Source organism: Azospirillum endophyticum, from assembly GCF_016595245.1.
GTDB classification, from domain to species: domain Bacteria; phylum Pseudomonadota; class Alphaproteobacteria; order Azospirillales; family Azospirillaceae; genus Azospirillum; species Azospirillum endophyticum.
Genome location: NZ_JAENHM010000037.1, coordinates 22,019 through 39,740 on the forward strand (window position 1 = coordinate 22,019; position 17,722 = coordinate 39,740).

At 70.5% G+C, this 17,722-nt stretch carries 13 protein-coding genes; 1 reads left to right on the forward strand and 12 read right to left on the reverse strand.

Annotated elements, in window-relative coordinates:
- Window positions 1-141: 141 nt before the first annotated feature.
- The 12 genes from pelF to JHL17_RS13085 all read right to left on the reverse strand — a co-directional run bounded on the left by pelF (window position 142) and on the right by JHL17_RS13085 (window position 16,961).
- Window positions 142-1,734, reverse strand: a complete 1,593-nt coding sequence (gene pelF / locus JHL17_RS13030) for a GT4 family glycosyltransferase PelF (protein ID WP_200193730.1) — start codon at window positions 1,732-1,734, stop codon at window positions 142-144.
- Window positions 1,731-2,858 (reverse strand): hypothetical protein, encoded by a 1,128-nt coding sequence (locus JHL17_RS13035; RefSeq protein ID WP_200193732.1) that lies wholly within the window; start codon window positions 2,856-2,858, stop codon window positions 1,731-1,733. The genes pelF and JHL17_RS13035 overlap by 4 nt, the downstream gene beginning before the upstream one ends.
- Window positions 2,855-4,300: a GAF domain-containing protein gene (locus JHL17_RS13040; RefSeq protein WP_200193734.1), complete on the reverse strand. Its 1,446-nt coding sequence runs from the start codon at window positions 4,298-4,300 to the stop codon at window positions 2,855-2,857. Before JHL17_RS13040 ends, JHL17_RS13035 begins: the two co-directional genes overlap by 4 nt.
- Before the next feature lie 13 nt (window positions 4,301-4,313).
- Window positions 4,314-4,916 carry a hypothetical protein gene (locus JHL17_RS13045; protein ID WP_247893513.1) on the reverse strand — a complete coding sequence of 201 codons (603 nt, stop codon included), beginning with the start codon at window positions 4,914-4,916 and terminating at the stop codon, window positions 4,314-4,316.
- Between the two features lie 74 nt (window positions 4,917-4,990).
- A complete protein-coding gene (locus tag JHL17_RS13050) occupies window positions 4,991-6,559 on the reverse strand; it encodes a tetratricopeptide repeat protein (RefSeq protein ID WP_200193738.1) in 1,569 nt (522 codons plus the stop codon).
- 166 nt (window positions 6,560-6,725) lie between these two features.
- Window positions 6,726-9,776 carry a tetratricopeptide repeat protein gene (locus JHL17_RS13055; RefSeq protein ID WP_200193740.1) on the reverse strand — a complete coding sequence of 1,017 codons (3,051 nt, stop codon included), beginning with the start codon at window positions 9,774-9,776 and terminating at the stop codon, window positions 6,726-6,728.
- A gap of 7 nt (window positions 9,777-9,783) precedes the next feature.
- The gene (locus JHL17_RS13060) at window positions 9,784-12,084 is read right to left on the reverse strand and encodes a polysaccharide deacetylase family protein (protein ID WP_200193742.1); all 2,301 of its coding nucleotides are present in this window, start codon (window positions 12,082-12,084) and stop codon (window positions 9,784-9,786) included.
- A 201-nt stretch (window positions 12,085-12,285) separates the two neighbouring features.
- On the reverse strand, window positions 12,286-13,173 hold the full coding sequence (locus JHL17_RS13065; protein WP_345773797.1) for a glycoside hydrolase family 191 protein: 888 nt from the start codon (window positions 13,171-13,173) through the stop codon (window positions 12,286-12,288).
- A gap of 41 nt (window positions 13,174-13,214) precedes the next feature.
- Window positions 13,215-14,156, reverse strand: a complete 942-nt coding sequence (locus JHL17_RS13070) for an NAD-dependent epimerase/dehydratase family protein (protein WP_200193744.1) — start codon at window positions 14,154-14,156, stop codon at window positions 13,215-13,217.
- A 134-nt stretch (window positions 14,157-14,290) separates the two neighbouring features.
- Complete coding sequence (locus JHL17_RS13075) at window positions 14,291-14,677, reverse strand: response regulator (protein ID WP_200193747.1); 387 nt, start codon at window positions 14,675-14,677, stop codon at window positions 14,291-14,293.
- 213 nt (window positions 14,678-14,890) lie between these two features.
- Window positions 14,891-16,693, reverse strand: coding sequence for a thiamine pyrophosphate-requiring protein (locus tag JHL17_RS13080; protein WP_200193749.1), 1,803 nt, complete (start codon window positions 16,691-16,693; stop codon window positions 14,891-14,893).
- Window positions 16,694-16,700: 7 nt separating this feature from the next.
- Window positions 16,701-16,961 carry a hypothetical protein gene (locus JHL17_RS13085; RefSeq protein ID WP_200193757.1) on the reverse strand — a complete coding sequence of 87 codons (261 nt, stop codon included), beginning with the start codon at window positions 16,959-16,961 and terminating at the stop codon, window positions 16,701-16,703.
- Between the two features lie 181 nt (window positions 16,962-17,142).
- Here JHL17_RS13085 and JHL17_RS13090 point away from each other — a divergent pair, with 181 nt between their 5' ends.
- On the forward strand, window positions 17,143-17,562 hold the full coding sequence (locus JHL17_RS13090; protein ID WP_200193751.1) for a hypothetical protein: 420 nt from the start codon (window positions 17,143-17,145) through the stop codon (window positions 17,560-17,562).
- The last annotated feature ends 160 nt before the right edge of the window (window positions 17,563-17,722 follow it).

Below are 17,722 nucleotides of genomic sequence, written 5' to 3' on the forward strand. Positions count from 1 at the left end.
GTAGGTGGGAAGCTGGCGCATCGAATCTTCGGTCCAAAACAACCACGTTCGGTTTCGAATGCCCTTCTCCCCTTGCGGGAGAAGGGTTGGGATGAGGGGTGTAGCCGGCTAAAAGCCGGTGGAATTCTGATTTCCGCCCCCTCACCCCAACCCCTCTCCCGCAAGGGGAGAGGGGCTTCGCTTGAAAGCCGCTGGGGCATGCGACACGGGCCGGGTCGGCATGGCGATGTGCTCGTCGTAGATGGCGCGGTAGACGCGGTCGATGGCGATTTTGTCGTAGGACTGGGCGACGCGCCGGGCGATCGCCTGGGCGCAGCGGTCGCGCCAGGGGCGGTCGAGCAGCAGGGCGCGCAGCTCCCGCGCGGTGTCGAGCGGGCTGGCCAACGGCGTCACCGCCCCGCCCGGCCCCAGCGGCGGAACCTCGTCCGGGCGGCCCATCAGCAGTTCGGAGCAGGAGCCGACGTCGGTCGCCACCGTCGGCACCCCCGACGCCCCGGCCTCCAGGATCACCAGGGGCTGCGCCTCGCTGACGCTGGTCAGGGCGATGGCGTCGATTTTACCCAGCCAGTCGGTCAGCTTGACCCGGCCGGCGAAGATCACCGTCTGTTCCAGCCCGAGATGCTTCACGATGCTGCGGCACTCCTCGACATAGCCGGGATCCTCCTCCAGCGGCCCGAGGATCATCGCCTTCAGGTCGGGGATGTCCTCGCGCAGGATGGCCGCCGCGCGGACATAGGTCTTCACGTCCTTGATCGGCACGACGCGGCCGATCAGGGCGATGGTCGGCGGGCGTGGTGCCGGATCGCGCCGCACCTGGGAATAGCCGGCATAGTCGATGCCGTTGGGAACGATCATCAGCTTGGCCGGATCGGCGCCCTGCCGGCGCTGGAACTCCTGGTTTCCGCCATAGAGGGTGATGATGCGGTCGCAGGCGTCGTAGCAGGCCTTGGAATAGCTGGCGAAGGTGTCGAGCCACAGGTCGCGCAGGTCGCGCTTCTTCTTGTCCAGCGCCAGCGAGGTGTCGGTCCCCTCGAACAGCCATTCGGCCATCAGGATCTCGATGCGCCGCTCGTTGGTGTAGATGCCGTGCTCGGTCAGCAGCGCCGGCCGGCCGGTCTCCAGCCGCGCCCGCGCGGCGAACAGCCCGGCATAGCCGGTGGAGACGGCATGGTAGACCCCGGCCTGCGGCATCGGCACCAGCAGCGTGGCGAACAGCCCGCTCATCAGCGCCCGGCTGCCCCAGAAATATTCGAGGAAGGAGGCGTCCGGCAGGGCGGCCCTGCACATGCGCACCACCATTTGGAAGGAATCCTCGGAATTCAGCAGGGCCCGCTTGCCGATCCGGCCGCGCCGCGGCGCCAGCAGCCGCAAAACCTCGGCCACCTCCGCCAGCCCTCCCCCCTGCTGCAGCCGGCCGAGTGGCTTTTCGAGGGCCGCCAGCAGCCGGCCGGTGCCGGGCTGCCAGCGCCAGCCGGCAGGCGGATCCTGGAGATGGACATGGGTCAGCCCGGTGACGTTGGGCGGCAGCTCATAGGCCAGCCGCCGCGTGCTGCGGTCGGCGACCAGGGCGACGATGTGGAAGGTCAGGTCGGCATGGGACCGGATCAGGTCGTGCGTCCAGGTCGACACGCCACCGGCGACGTAGGGATAGGAGCCCTCCATCAGCAGGCAGACGTCGGCCTTGGGCGCATGGGGCGCCTCGGGTAGGGAGAGCCGGGCCGGGCTTCGGCTCATGCGACCAGTTCCTTTCCGGCGGTGTCCACGACGCCCGGAACATCGTCGCGCCAGAGGGCGAAGACGTCGCGCAACGCATCGGGCAGCGCCGCCCCGCCGCCCAGCAGATCGGGACGGCGGACCGGCAGTGCCCGTAGCTCGGCGAAGTGGCCGAGCCGGAACAGGCTCTCGGCAAACCAGAACAGAATGCGGCTGTCGGAGGTGCGGTCGACCAGCGGCTCCAGACGCGCCGCCGCCTCCGCCGCCAGCCCGCAGCGCAGGAGCAGCCGGCCGAGGTCGAGGCGGATGCCGTCGTCGTCTTCGGCCAGGTCCAGGCTGCGGCGGTAGCCGTCCAGCGCCTTGTCGCGGATCTCGGCCTCGCGGTTGGCGTCCAGCAGGCCGCAGAAGGCATAATCGTCGAGATGGCGGGCGAGAGCCGCGAGACTGGCGGCATCGTCGGACCGCGCCTGCGCCGCGTGGTCGAGCGCCAGCCAGCGCTCGTTGAAGTCATGCTCCACCCGCGCGGTGGCGGTGGCGGCCTGGACGCGGACGGACGGGTCGGCATCGGCGAGCCCGGCCTTCAGGGCCGGCGTGAAGGCCGGGCGGAAATGGCGGGCGACCAGGGCGATCACCGCCTGCTTCTGCTGCGGCGAACCGACCGACATCACGTCGGTGAAGGATTCGCCGGCCACCAGATGGGCGTTCTCGCGGCCGGTGACGATCAGCTCGTAGAGTTCCTGCGCCGGGCCGGTCTCGCTGTCGGGGAAGAGGGAGAGGTACCAGTCCTGGAAACCGGTGGCATAGCGGCTGAACAGCGCCAGCAGCGCCGCGGTCGCCAGCGTGCAGGCGGCGCCCAGCGGACCCAGCGGCACGATGGTGACCAGCAGCAGCCCGGCCAGCCGCAGGTCGCGTCCGCGCCGCGCCCGGCTGCGCACCCAAAGCCCGACCAGCGCACAGATCAGCAGATGCAGCCCCGCGGCCGACGCCACGGCGAAGGGAATGCCGGAAAGGCCGAACGCCAGCGCCCCGGCGTCGAGCAGGCCGGCGGCCAGCGCCGCAGCAGCCAGTTCGGCCGTGCCGGGGTCCGGACGGTCCCCCGCCAGCAGACCGTCGATTTCGGGCAGGTCGGATGCCGGTCCAGTCATCCTGCGCCCTCCTCCACCCTCTGTCCGGTCTCCTGCGCCGGAGCCGGGACGGGTGCCGGCGGAACGATTCGGCGGGTGACGAAGCCGATGGGAATGCCGGCCAGCGCCAGGGGCAGAGCCTTCCGCACCGCATGCTCCAGCTTCGCCTCCACCAGCTTCGCCCCCTCCAGCGGCGTGCCGGCCAGGATCACGCCAAAGGACGCGCCCTGTTGGCCGAAATCGCAGGCGAGGTCGGTGTCGCGCAGGCTGCTGCGCACCGCGGCGCCGATGGCGGCGGCCAGATCGGCGCGCTGGCCGACCGACAGGCGGGAAAGACCGCTTGGCCGGATGGTGATGGCGGTGGTCTCGAACCCCATGCGGCGGCCGAGCAGGGCCAGGAACTCCGCCTGACGGCCGATATAGCTGGAGGAATAGAGGGCGTCGTCGGTGAAGACCCGCTGCTCGCTGGCGGTGCGGTACTGGCGCGCCTTGGCCAGCGCGGTGCCGATCCATTCGCAGAGGATACGGAAATTCTCGACCGTATTGACGCTGAGGTCGGTGAAGCCCAGGCTTTCGATCTTCACCATGCCGACCACTTCGCCGGTGTCGCTGCTGATCAGCGGACCGGCCAGCATGCCTTCGCCGGCGAGGATGCGCTCGTCCTCCACGCGGGTGACGCAGAGATGCCGCTGGCGGGCGATCACGGTCTGGAACAGCGGGGTGCCGCTGTCGAACCAGCGGGCGTAGCTGTCCCGCTCGTCGTCCCAGCCTTCGTTCGTCACCGATTCCAGAACGTCGTTGTTCAGCAGGAACAGCGAGAACTTCTCCGGCTTCATCACGGTGCGGACGAGGTCGGCGATGCCCAGCATCACCTCCCCCTCGTCCAGATGGTCGATGGACTTGGCGGCCTGATAGAGGGTGAAGACGGTGCGGAGCTGGCCGGCGACGCGGGTCTCCAGGTTTTCCTTCACCGATTTCAGGGCGCGGTAGGAGCGGGCGATAGCCTCCGCCTCCTGCCGGGCGGCGGCGAGGCCGGCGCGCAGATCCGCCCGCTCGCGCAGCTGGCGCATGCGCAGCTCGCCGAACAGCACGGCGGCGACCAGCCACAGGATCGGCTCGCGCGTCAGGGCGAACAGATGGTCATAGAGATCCTGGTCGATCCCGGCATTGGGCATGTTGCCGAGCCGCAAAGCCGCCGACGCCACCAGCGCCGCCAGGACCCCCTCGTTGGTGCCGTACTGGATCGCCAGCAGCAGGACCGGGATCCAGAAGGGATGCGGCTGCACCCCGTCGAAACGCAGGCCGGCGCCGAGCCAGAAGTCCAGCCCCAGCGCCACGCCGAAGAACAGCAGCAGTTCCAGCAGCGCGACCGGCCGCAGGCCTAACCAGCGGCGGGGAGCGGCAGCGGCGGCGGATGGCTGTTCCGGCGCCATGGCGGGGGACGGGCTCGGCAGGCTGCTCATGCGCGTCGAGGCCTCACGGAGTGCCGGCGACGACCGGCCGCAGGCTGTCGATCATGCGGGTCACCACGCGCTGGGCGACGTTGTTGACGCTGTCGCGGCTGAAATAGCCGCGGCCGGCCTCCGACTGGCTGGAGGTCCACAGGACGGCACCGTCGGACGTCCGGACCAGACGGGCGTTCAGCCCGACGACCGGCTCTTCCCGCAGGCCATGCTGATAGCCGTATTCCGACACGCTGCCGGCCAGCACCGCATCCACCCCAAGCGTCCGGCCGGCGGCCTGCGCGTCCAGCGGGGCGGCGTCGGGTGGGGCATCCGCACCGGCGGCGTCGGCCGCCGGCTTTCCGGCGGACAGGCGGCTGCGGACGCGGCCGGCCTCCACCGTGCGGATGCCGCCGACGCCATACAGCTCGGTGGAGACGATGTCGGCGGCGATCTGGCCGGCGTTGGGGTGGTTGGTCAGATTCTCGAAGGGCAGGACGGCGACGGTCGAGCCCGCCGGCAGCACGGTGCCCGGCTGGGCGAAGTCCCGGCTGTTGATCCGGCCGACGCTGCATCCGGCCAGCAGAAGTCCCGCCGCCAGCAGCGCGGCGCAAGCCCGCGCCTCCTTGCCCCTCATGCTTCCACCCCTTCGCCGCATCGCCTCGCTCATTCCCAGTCCACCTTTTTTAACCATAAAGAGTTGACACACCGTCAATAGCGCCAGACCAGAGTGACGCCGGCGCTGTTCACCGCGCTGGCCGTGCCGCGGGATGTCGAGCGGGCGTGGCTGGCACGGAACCCCAGTTCCAGAGTGTCCGCCGGCTCCCACGCCAGCGAGATGGCGCCCTGCGGTCCGCTGCGGCCCCGCCGGTCATAGGCGTAGCCGACCTGCGCCGCATAGCGGACATAATCGGTCAGCTGATCCTCGACGTTCAGCTGCAGCGCATGGACTTCCCGCGTCGCCGCCGGCAGCGGGACATAGGCCTGACCATTCGCGTCCTGCCGCTCCTTGCGGCGACCGACATATTCGGCATCCAGCACATAGCCGACGCTGGTCAGCGGTCCCGCCGCGTTCAGGGTGTAGCGCAGCGATCCCTCCAGCGTTGCGCTCCGCGCCAGGTCGGCGGCGCCGGCCAGGCCATAGCGGTTGTAGCCGGCGCCGAGCGACAGCGACCAGCGGTCGGACAGCCGGTCCTCATGCTGGACGAACAGGCGGTCGCGGCGGCCGCCGTCGACGATGCCTTCCAGGAAGGCGAAGCTGGGTTCGCTCCAGGCGAAGCCGGCGCGGGTTTCCGACGTCTCGTCGCGCCAGCCATGGATGTAGCCGGCGCCCAGCGTCCGCGGGGCTGCATAGAAGGACAGGGTGGAGCGCTGCAGGTCCGGCCAGTCATGGACCAGCGCCGCCTCCAGCCGGGAACGGGCGCCGTGGAAGGGTTCCAGCCGGCCGTCGCCGCGGCGGGCCGCATCGACGTCCACCTCGCGGCGCTCCAGCGCCCAGGTGAGGCTGGTGGACCGGCCGAGCTCCTGCACGCCGCTCAAGCGGGCGATGCGCTGCATGTCGGCGTTGCGCACCTTCTGCCAGTCGAGGTCGAAGCGGCTGCGGTCGGAATTCGCGTGCAGGAGCAGCGCCTTGCCCAGGACCAGCGAGGGTTCGCCGGGCGTCAGCTCCAGCGCCGTGTCGTAGGCCATGACGGCTTCGCGCCAGCGGCCGAGCCGCTCCTCCGCCTGGCCCAGCAGGGCGGTGGACTGGGCGTCCTTCGGATCCTGGGCCAGCAGGCCGCGCAGCAGGGTCCGCGCCGGGCGGACGTCGCCGCCCTCCATCAGCGCCAGCGCACGGAAATAGTCGATGCGGCGACCGGCGGCGCGGTCGGCCGCCTCCGCCGCCGGGGCGGGTGCCGCGGCGGGAGAGCGGGCCAGGGCGACGGCGGCTCCGGTACGGTCGGCCGAGACCTCCACCTCGACGCCGGCGGCGAGCACCAGCACGACGCTGTCGTAGCCGTAGAGGATGTTGTCGACCCAGGACTCCAGCCGCGCCGGCACGCGGTCGAGCGCGACATCGCCCGAAACGTCGCCGAGCGGGCGGCTGAAGCGGAGAACCAGCTCGCGGCCGTCGCGCTGGACCTCGGTGACGACCGGGCCGGACCAATGCAGGGCGAACCGGGCGGCACGGTCCTCGCGCACGGCCTCCAGCCGGGTGGAGGGAGGCGCCGGCTGGGCATGGAGCGGTTGAAGGTGGAATGAGGTAATGGCGAGGAGGAACAGGAGGGCGACCGCGAACAATCCCCTCTCCCCCCCGGGGAGAGGGTTAGGGTGAGGGGGTGACGCGGCGGGGATTCCCGGAAAGTCACGCGGTGCTTCCCCCTCACCCTCCCCGCGCCATCGGCGCCGGGCCCCTCCCTCTCCCCGGAGGGGAGAGGGGAAGAAAAGTGCGGAGATCGGTGAAAGATCACGGAAGAGCCAGGACACGGCGGGCCTCCGGCAGTCGTCCGTTTTCGATCAGCATCGACGCATAGTCGGCCTTCACCTGGCGGTCGGCCGGGCGGCGCTTGCGCAGGGCCTCGAACAGCGCCACGGAGTCGTCGATCCTGCCCAGCCGGTTCAGCAGGTTCGCCTCCGTCTGGACCGCCGCGTCGCCGCGGCCGGCGCGGGCGCGCAGCTGCGACAGGGCCGTGCGGTAGAAGGGAGTCGCCGCCGCCGGACGCTTCAGCGCGGTCAGCGCCTCGCCCAGGAAGTAATGCGCCTCGTAATCGTCGGGACCGGAGGCGACGTAGCGGCGCAGCAGCCGTTCGGCGTCGGCGAGGCGGTTCTCGTCATAGGCCAGCATGCCGAGCTGGCGCAGGGCGTCGGCATCCTCGGGCTTGCGCGCCAGCAGCGCGGTCCAGGCCTGGGCCGCGGCGGCGCGCTGGCCGGTCTGCTCGGCAAGGCGGGCGTAGCGGCGCAAGCGGTCGGGGGCGGTTTCCTCCGGCAGAGCCGCACGCACGGCCGCCGCCAGCTCCTTCCCCTTGCCGGCCGCCGCCAGCGCTTCGATGTAGGGGGCCTTCAGGGCCGGCTGGGCCGGGGCAGCCCCTGGCGTGCCAGCCTGCCCGCCAAGCCCGGCGATGACGCGGCGGCCACCGCCATAATCGGCAAGGCGGTCGTACCAGGCCGCCTGTTCGGCCGGGCCGGCTGCCGCCTTGGCCCGCGCCTCGATCCAGTCCAGCCCGGCGGCGGGCGGGCGCGGTCCCCAGAGGTAGGCGAGCTGCTTGAAGTCCTCGCTCTGCGGCCCCTGCCCTGCCGCCAGCCGCAGCAAGGCCTGCTCCGCCCCGGCCTTGTCGCCGAGCGCCAGCAGGGCGGAGACCGGCTCCCGCCGCGGGTCGGCCGGCAGACGGCCGTCGGTGGCGCGGGCCAGCAGGTAGCGGCGCAGCTCCGCCTTGCGGCCGAGCTTCGCCAGCGTGTCGCGGTAGAGCGAATCCTCCGCCTCGGCCAGCGGGGCGGCGGAGGACCGGCTCGCCAGCAGGGCGGCGAGGTCGGGCAGCGCGTTCGCCTTGGCCGCTGCGTCGGCATAGACGCCGAGCCAGTCGCTTCCAACCCCATCGGCCCCAACGCCATTGCCGCCCGTCCCCTTGCCACCTTGCCGCTCCGCCCAGGCCCGCAGCAGCGGCAGGGCGGCGCGGTAGGCCTTGTGGTCGAGCAGCATGGTGACGATGGACTGCTGGTCCGCCTCGGACAGGCCGCCCTTCGCCAGCCTGGCGGTCAGGTGGCGGGCCAGTTCCTCCGACCGGCCGGCACCATCGAGTGCGGCGATATACGCGGATTCGGCCTCGACGCCGCCGTCGGCGAGCAGCGGCGCCAGCAGCGGCAGGGCCTCGGCCGGTTTTCCGGTCACGGTCAGGGCGCTTGCAAGAGCCAGACGGCTGCGCGGCGACGGATCGAGGGCGAAGGCGCGCTGCGAGGCGGCCAGCGCCAACGCGGCAGCTGGACGGTCGAGGGCAGGGTTTTTCGAGGAGGCGCGTTCGGCGGCGCTGCCGGCGATGTCCTGCAACAGGGCGAGCGGCAGCTTCGGCTGGCCGGCCAGCCATGCGGCGACGGCGGCGGGATCGCCCGCCTTGGCGGCCAGCCGCGCCCAGCCCTGGTCGGCGGCCGGCGACGGCGCGGCCTGCCGCCGGGCCGTGAACCAGGCAAGGCCGGCGGGCGCCCGGTCGAAGTCCATGAACAGGGCGGCGAGCTCCTCCAACGAGTCCTCCGGAACGCCACCCGCCGGCGCCAGCCGGTCGAAGGCGGCGACCGCCGCGGCATGGCGGCCGGCGCGGTCGAGAATCCGGACGGCGCCCAGACGCTCGCCCGGCGCCAGCGCATCGCCGGCAAGGCCGCGCGCCGCCCAGTCCGCAGCGGCGGCGGTGTCACCGCGGCCGAGCGCGATGGTGGCGGCCAGCAGCGGGTAATCGCCCAGGAACCCGTCGCCCAGTTCGCGGTAGAGCCGGTCGGGGAAGGCATGGTCGCCGTCGCGAAGCGCGGCCTCCGCCAGCCCGACCAGGACCCAGTCCGGCACCAGATGCAGGTCGCGGCCCTTGGCCGCCGCCAGCGCCGCGGGCATCATGCCGGCGTTCACCTCCAGCCCCAGCAGCCGCCCGAGCTGCGCATCCTCGACCGGACCGGACAGCGCCGCCAGACGGGTCCGCGCCCGGTCCCGGCGGTCGGCGGCGATCAGCAGGTCGATGTAGGTCAGCTCCAGCGCCAGCACAGGATCGCGCCCGGTCACCTGTGGCTCGATCAGCCGGAGGGCGAGGTCCGGGCGCGCAGCCGCGGCGAGCTGGCTCGCCAAGCCGATCATGTCGGCGACGGTGGGCTGCTCGCCCAGCCAGCGCCGGGCGCGGTCGAAGGCCTCGTCCTCGCGGTCGAGGTCGATCAGCAGGCTCATCAGCAACTCGCGGCCGTCGGGCTGGATGTTGCCCTTGGACCGGTCGTCGGCACGCAGCAGCCAGTCCACCGCACCGGCATGGTCGCCGCGCGCCGCCAGCAGCGCCGCCAGCTCCTGCTGGGCGTCGAGGTCGTCGGACCGCAAGCTGCAGTAGCGGGTCAGTGCCTCGGCCTTCAGCGCCATCCGGTCGCGGAAGCCGGCGGCATAGGCCAGCTGGCGGAACAGGTCGGCACTGCGGCGCAGCTCCGCCAGGGCCTTCAGGTTTTCCAGGTAATCGCCCGGCCGCTGGGCATCCCGATAGAGGCGGTCCAGCAATTCGCGCGCCTCGACGGAAGACGGTTCGGCAGCGACGAAGGCCTCGGTCAGATCGATGGCGCGCTCGACGTCGCCCTGTGCCAGCGCGAGCCGGGTCAGCGGCATCACCGTGGCGCCGCTGCGGTCGCCGGCGGCATAGCGCTCCTCGTAGACGGCGCGGGCGCTGTCGTAATCGCGGTCGCGGAACTTCTGCAGGGCGAGTTCGCCGCTGCGCGGGATCAGCAGCAGGCTGGCGCCGATGCCGACGAGCAGCAGCACCAGCACGACGAGGATGTTCGCACGCATCGCCGCCCTACCCCGCCGCACCGTCGGCGGGACGGAACCGCAGCAGCAGCGGCGCCACCGCCGTCACCGGCACGGTCAGCGCCAGCCGCCCGTCGGCATCCGCCTCCGCCGCGCCGGACCACAGGCGCGTGCCGTCGCGTTCCGCGGTGACGGACCAGCGGCCCGGGCGCGGCACCCGCCAGACCATGGCGCCCTCGCCATAGCCGGCGGCGGCGACGCGGAAGCCCTGCCTCTCGCCTTGCCCTTGCCCTTCTGCCGAAAGACCGGAGAAAGCCCAGCGGCCCTCGACCAGGTAGGGCAATGCCGCGGGCGGGTCGCGGTCGGCGCGGTCGGTCTCCGCCAGCGCCACCACCGGCTCCGCCACCGCGGGGTCGAGCGCGACATAGAGGCTGCCCTGGCTGTGGCGCTGGCCCAGCACGCCGCTGGAACGGGCGAAGTCGACCGTATCGGCGCTGGCCCCGTCGAAGCGCAGCGTGTTCATCGCCCCGCGGTCGCGCACCCGCCAGTGCCGAGCCCCGTCCAGCGGTTCGAAGCGGGTGGTGTAGAACCCCTCGGCGATGCGGGCATAGGTGGAGGCGGCGACCGGCGCCAGCTCCTGCCCGCGGGCGGCGGTCAGCACCGAGACCAGCGCGTTCAGGCTGGCCGCCTTCTGGCCGGTGTACATGTGGTAGTAGACGTTGAAGGGCTTCAGCCGGATCGGGCTGCCGGCATGCCGCATCGTGTTGACCAGGTTGCGGTAGCCGTAGAAGCGGCTGGTCCACAGGTCGGTATAGGTGTTCTCGTTGCTGCCGGCGGCGTAGATCTGCCGCTCCGCCCCCACCGGCAGGCCGATGGGCGGCAGGCCGGTGATCGAGGGGAAATCGGCGTCGAAACGGGCGTCGCCGCCGTTGATGTTGACCCCGCCCGCCTTGCGCACCGCGGCCAACGCCGCCTCGAAGGGCGAGGTGTCGCCCGACCATTGCACCAGCACCGCCCGCTTGCCGGCAGGGGCCAGCCGGGTGAAATAGTCGAGCGCGCCGCCGATCTCCTGGTCGAGGTCGAAGGGCTGCTGCAGATAGGCGCGCGGCAGGGCGTAGCGGCCGATGTCCGACACCTCCCCGGCCTCCTCCGCCGCATGCTCGTCGCCCTTGCCGGGCTTGCGTCCGCCGTCGCGCTCGAGGAAGGGCGCCTCGTTCTGCCGGCTATAGTCCTTGAAGAAGGCCCATTGGAAGGGGTGGGTCCAGGTGTGGCTGGCCGGTTCGACCTGCGGCAGGGCGAACAGCCGCCTGGCGGCCTCCAGCGAGTCCGGCGTGCCCTTCCAGGTCGGGTCGAGATCGCCGACGATGGGAGCGACCGTCACCGGCAGCTCCGGGAAGGCTTCGACCGCGGCGGTGCGCACCATGTCGGAAGACAGGACGCGCTTGGCGGCATAGGGCGCCACCTCCGTAACGTTGCGCCAGCCGTCGCCGTCGATGTGGCTGAAATAGAGGCGGCGGCCCGACAGGGTGGTGACGTCGGGCTTGGGCAGATCCCCGGTGGCGAAGCTGTCGCGGAAGAAGGCGAAGGGATCGACGATCCATTGCCGCCGGTTGTATTCGGCATCGAAATAGCGGCTGTAGCCGTCCGTCACCAGTCCGCCGGCCGGCCCGGTGACCACCAGATGGCTGTCGCCGGCCGGGTCGTCGCCGCGCCGCATCACCAGATGGGAGACAAAGCGCTCGTCGGTCTTGCGGAACAGCGGGTATCCTGGCAGCACCCCCGACAGCGGCCGCTCGAAGCCGATCATGCCGTCGGCCAGCGCCGGCTTCGACTTGTAGGTCAGGTCGGAATAGCCGTCGTCGTCGCGCAGCCCGAAGCGGGCGAAGAAGCGGTTGGTGAGCGCCAGCGGCACCGGCTTGCCGCCGCGCTCCAGCCGCACCCCCGGCTGTCCCATCACGGCGAAGCGGACGCCGCGGTCCATCGCCCGGGCCGTCCAGGCGACATAGGCGCCGACATCGGCGAAGGGTTCCCCGGCGAACCAGGTGACGACGCCGCGCAGGTCGGGATAGCGCGACAGGTCGGGCAGGCCGTCGGCGACGTTCCAATAGACGACCGACAATCCCAGATGGTTCAGCGGCAGCTCCACCATCGTGTGGATGCGGCTGAGGCGGATCGTGCTTTCCTCGCGCAGGTCGACCAGCGCCAGGATGGTGCGCGGCACGGTCTGCGGAGCCGTCGCCGTCGAGGTCGCTGGCGACGAGCTGGCGGCAGGCGAACCGGCGGCCAGGGCGGGAAGGGGCATGCCCAGCAGCAGGCCGAGTCCAAGGGCTGCCGTTTGGAACACACACATGCCCCAACCTGGGAGAGTCTCCCTCTCCCCCCCGGGGAGAGGGTCGGGGTGAGGGGGATGCGCGGCGAGGATTCTTGGGATAGCCACACCGTGCACCCCCCCCCCCCCCNATTCTTGGGATAGCCACACCGTGCACCCCCCTCACCCTAACCCTCTCCCCGGGGGGGAGAGGGGATCTTTGCCTACGTCGTGAAAAGCAACTCACCGGGGCGGCTCCGGGATCAGGCGGTCGAGTTCGACCGTCGAGACGTAGGGCGAAAAGCCGTTGCCCCGCTGAAGCTCGTAGATCGCCCGGATGCCCGCCGCATCGGCCGGGTCCCAATAGTCCAGCGTGTGGAGGCCGAGCCGCGGATTCAGCACCCCGGCGGCCTTCAGCGCCTCCACCTGGAACCGGTAATCCTCCGCGCTCTGGCGGTGCGGGCGCTTGGCGGCGAAATCCCAGCCGGAATAGACGCTCTCGCCCAGCGCATGGGTCAGCAGCGGTGCCGTCTGCGGCAGGATCTCGTAGGCGCGGTTCTGCATCAGGCCGATGTCCGGCCAGTTGCGGCGGATGGCGCGGACCAGCGCCGCCGCAGCGTCGGTCATGCCGCGCCAGCGCTTCGCGTCGGTGCGCTCCAGATGCGGCGGGTTGTCGAGCGTGTCGAGGAAGACGCCATGGAAACCCTCACGCAGGATGGCGGGAACCAGTTCCTCCACCACCAGCTTGACCCAGCGGCGGTCGCGCAGGTCGACATAGAAACTGCCGGGCCAGTTGGGGTTCTCCTGGTCCAGGATCCCCCAGCCCTTCACCCGGCCGAACCAGGGACGGTGGGTCTCCACCTCCCCCACGCTGAGATAGCCGAGCAGGGTCCTGCCACGGTCGGCCAAGGGCTGGAGGGGCGGATGGGTCCGGCTGTCGAGCACCAGCAGCCGGTAGGGCCGGAATTCGGACAGGGGCGCCGCATCGGCGTAATAGACCGCCCAGGGGGAGGAAGCGGAAGCCTGGCCGGGTTCGGCGGCCCGCAGGCCGCTTTTGGGCAGAGCCAGCAGCGCCGCCCCCGACATCAGCCCGCCAGCGACCGCCCGCCGCCCGATCAAACCGCCGATCACGCCACCCCTACCCTTTGTCGACACCGCCCCGGTCGCGGCGGTCAGCCAAGCCAAGCCAACGTCTGGCGCAGTCCATCCTCCAGCGGCGTATCGCAGCTCATGCCGAAGGTAGCGACCAGACGAGACGGATCACCGACGGACACCCGGATGTCACCCGGCCGCGCCGGACCATGGCGCCGGTCGAGCGGCCGGCCCGACAGCTCCGCCAGCACCTCCGCCAGCCGGTTGACCGAGGTCGGACGGCCGGTGCAGACGTTGTAGACGGGCGCACCGGGTCGTGGATGCCCCATCGCCGCGGTCAGGTATCGCACCAGATCCTTTACAAAGATAAAATCCCGCACCTGCTCGCCGTCCCCATTGACGGTGATCGGTTCCCCCCGCGCGATCCGGCCGGCGAAGATGGAGATCACGCCGGAATAGGGCGATTTCGGGTCCTGGCGCGGACCGTAGACGTTGAAGAAGCGGAAGCCGGCGGTCGGCACGCCATGTACCCCATCGGCCACCCGAGCATGCAGCTCGCAGCCCAGCTTGTCGGCGCCATAGGCCGACAGCGGGCGGGTCGCCGCATCCTCGGTCAGCGGCATCTGGGGGTTGTCGCCATAGACCGCGGCGGAGGAGGCGTAGATCACCGGGACCGGCCCGGCCGGATTGGCGCGGCGGGCGGCGTCGAACACGGCGATGGTGCCGGACAGGTTGGCATGGTGGGTTTCCAGCCACGCCTCGCGCGAACGATCGACCGAGGCGACGGCGGCGAGATGGAAACAGCCATCGACGCCGCTCCCATCTTCCCCGGACATCGCCGCCCGCACCGCTTCGGCGTCGGCGACGTCGCCGACCATGACCGGCACGCCGTCCGGCAGGTTCCCGCGCTTGCCGGTCGACAGGTCGTCGAGCACCCGGACCTCGTGCCCGGCCGCCAGCAGCCGTTCGATCAGGTGCGAGCCGATGAAGCCGCAACCGCCGGTAACCAGATAACGCGCCATCGCCGGGATTCCCTCCGCTTTTGCGGGTATGTCGGTTGGTACGCAGAAATCGGCCCACCGGATCTGCGGCGGCTGTGACCTTCTCCGGCCCCGTCGGACAGGCTGCCGAACGGTTTGACCGGCAGCCCGGCGGATCAGGCGGTCAGGAAACCGGCGACGGAGGCCTGGAATTCCTTGGGCTTGATCGGCTTGGACACATGGCCGTCGAAGCCGGCCTCCGCCAGCCGGCGTTTGTCGGCCGGTGTCGCAAGGTTGGTGACCGCCAGGACCGGGGTGGCGGCGAGATCGGTCTCGGCGCGGATCTGCCGGATCAGGTCGAGCCCCGACAGGCCGGGCATGACGATGTCCATCACCACCAGGTCGGGCGCCATCTCGCGCATCAGCGCCAGCACCGAGCCGGCATCGGACGCCTCGATCACGGTGAAGCCGCCTTCCTCCAGGCAGCGGACGAAGAGCTTGCGCATCAGCACATTGTCCTCGACCACCAGGATCGTCCGCGTCTTTTCGACCGTGTCCGCCATCTCGCCATCCGGAATTCATGGGGTGGGCGGCATGGTCGGCCGCTGGGCATGGCGCGGCGCGCGACCCTACGCTGTACGTCCATACCCGTATCTACGCATGATTCGCTGTCTAACGCTTTTGCACAGTCCGGTCAAGCAAGCCGAACCCTCCGGGTGACGCTGTCCCGACAGCCTCAACAGGAGGGGGTGGAGAGCGTTGCGGGGCGCAGGCGGTCAGGACTTCTTCCTGCCACCATGCGGCAGGTAGCTTTCGACGAAGTCCTTGGCGGTGTCCTTCAGCATGTCCCACGCCTCCGGGTCGCCCTTGGCCAGCGTCGCCATCATCGCCGCCGCGTTCTTCAGCGTGATGTGCGGCGGCAGAGGCGGGACGTTGGGGTCGGTGACGGCCTCGACCACCACCGGGCCGCGGGTCGCCAGCGCCTCGTCCCAGACGCCGGCGAGGTCTTCGGGCTTGTCGACGAACAGGCCCTTGAAGCCGAGCATCTCGGCATAGCGGGCATAGGGAAAATCCGGGAGCTCCTGCGAGGCTTCGAATTTCGGGTCGCCGTTCTGGGCGCGCATCTCCCAGGTCACCTGGTTGAGGTCGCGGTTGTTCAGCACCAGCACGACGAAGCGCGGATCGCTCCACCGCTTCCAATATCTGGACAGGGTGATCAGCGCGTTCATGCCGTTCATCTGCATGGCGCCGTCGCCGACGATCGCCAGCACCGGGCGGTCCGGATAGGCGAACTTGGCGGCCAGCGCATAGGGCATGCCCGGCCCCATGGTGGCGAGGCCGCCGCAGAGCGTCGCCTTCATCCCGCGGCGGATCCTGATGTCGCGGGCGTACCAGTTGGTGCCGGACCCGGTGTCGCAGGCGATCACCACATCGTCCGGCAGCTTCGGCGACAATTCCCAGAAGACGCGCTGCGGGTTGAGCGGCGTGGCGTCGTTCATGGCGCGGGCTTCCAGCACCGTCCACCAGTCGGCGACGCCCGCCTCGATCCGCTCGCGCCAGGAACGGTCCTGCTTGCGCCGGAGCAGCGGGATCAGCTCGCGCAGGGTGCCGGCACTGTCGCCGACCAGATTGACCTCCATCGGATAGCGGATGCTGAGCATCTTCGGGTCGATGTCGATTTGCACGCCGCGGGCCTGCCCTTCCTTGGGCAGGAACTCCGAATAGGGGAAGCCGGAGCCGATCATCAGCAGCGTGTCGCAGTCGACCATCATCTCGTAGCTGGGGCGGGTGCCGAGCAGGCCGATGGAGCCGGTGACGAAGGGCAGGTCGTCGGGCAGCGCCGCCTTGCCGAGCAGCGCCTTGGCGACGCCGGCGCCCAGGATGTCGGCGATCTCGATCACCTCGTCGGTGGCGTTCAGCGCCCCGGCGCCGACCAGGATCGCCACCTTGGAGCCGGCATTCAGCACGTCGGCGGCGCGGCGCAGGTCGGCCTCGGCCGGGCGCACGACCGGGGCGGAATAGCCGATGCCGGAGTGGATGGTGCCATGGGCGCGCGGCGGCGCCTCCACCGCATCCATCTCCTGCAGGTCGTTGGGCATGATGATGCAGGTCACCGTGCGCTCGGCCTTGGCGATGCGCACCGCACGGTCGACGATGTGCCGCAGCTGGGCCGGGGTGGAGGCCATCTGCACATACTCGCCGGCCACGTCCTTGAACAGGGAGACGAGGTCGACCTCCTGCTGGTACTGGCCGCCGAGCGCCGTCAGCGCCTGCTGGCCGACGATGGCGAGCACCGGCTGGTGATCGAGCTTCGCGTCGTACAGGCCGTTCAGCAGATGGATGGCGCCGGGGCCGGAGGTGGCGAGGCAGACGCCCAGCTCGCCGGTGTATTTGGCATGCGCGGTCGCCATGAAAGCGGCCAACTCCTCGTGGCGGGTCTGGATGAAGTCGAACTGGTCGCCCGCGCGGGCAAGCGCGCCGGTCAGCCCGTTGATGCCGTCGCCGGGATAGCCGAAGACCCGCCGCACGCCCCATTCGGAAAGCCGTTGCCAGAAGAAGTCGCTGACGTTCGCAGCCATTGTCGCCTCACATGTCGCTGGTCGGGAATCGCCGCCCTTCTCCTGTCAACTGCGGGCCGGCCGTTCGGTTCGCCGGGCGCCGACGAATTTTCCGCATGACTGGCACGAACGAAAAGGACGGCCACGGGGTGGCGGACGCCTTCAGCGCGTCCGCCGGCGCATATTCGGAGATCAGCGCGATGATGTTGGGCACCGCCCCGCCCAGCTCGACGCTGGTGATGAAGCGGTAGAGCAGCGGTTCGTTCATCGCGCCGGCACAGGCGGTCAAGGCCGGCGATCGGATCGAAGGCTCTATCGCGCTGACCATCGGCGAGCCGGCCTGAACCAGGTGCCTGAACAGGGTACCAGGGCGGCGGAGGGAACCGACTCCCGCCCCACCCTGTCCTCTTGTTTGCCGATCCGATTGCGGCGGTGGCGCGTTATCAGGTCCAGCAACAGGGGGAGCGATCATGACCGAAGCCAACATCCACGACCGGACGAGTTTCGAGCGGGCTTACGACCGCCTGTCTTTCGAACGGGATGCGGCGTCGAACGCGCGCAGCGACACGACGGTCGTCCATGGCGTGACCATCCTTTCCGCGCCGGATGAGGATGGACGGGTCGACCTGTCCCGCAGTTCGCAGCATGTCGGCGAAGGCAACCCGGAAGGCGACACCGTCTTCCTCGCCGCCTTCCGGCTTCACGATTCCGCTGCCGAAACCGGCGACACCTATGCCGGGTCGGTCGAGCCAACCGCCGAGAGGCCGGGCGAGGCCGGCGACGATTACGCGAGATTCATCGATCAGCTTCTGGCCGCGGCGAAGGATGTGCACTTCAAGCCCGACATCGGTCGCGGCGAAGAGCGGCTGAAGGGCTTCCACGGCGGATAAGCAGACGGAAGCCAAACACGCGAACACCCCCGGCTCGTGAGAGCCGGGGGCGTTCGCAATGAGTGGTGAAGATGCAAGCATATGCTTCGTTGTGGAGTATCTCTTGAGCCTGAGTGACCTGGCGGCGACCTACTCTCCCACGTCTTAAGACGCAGTACCA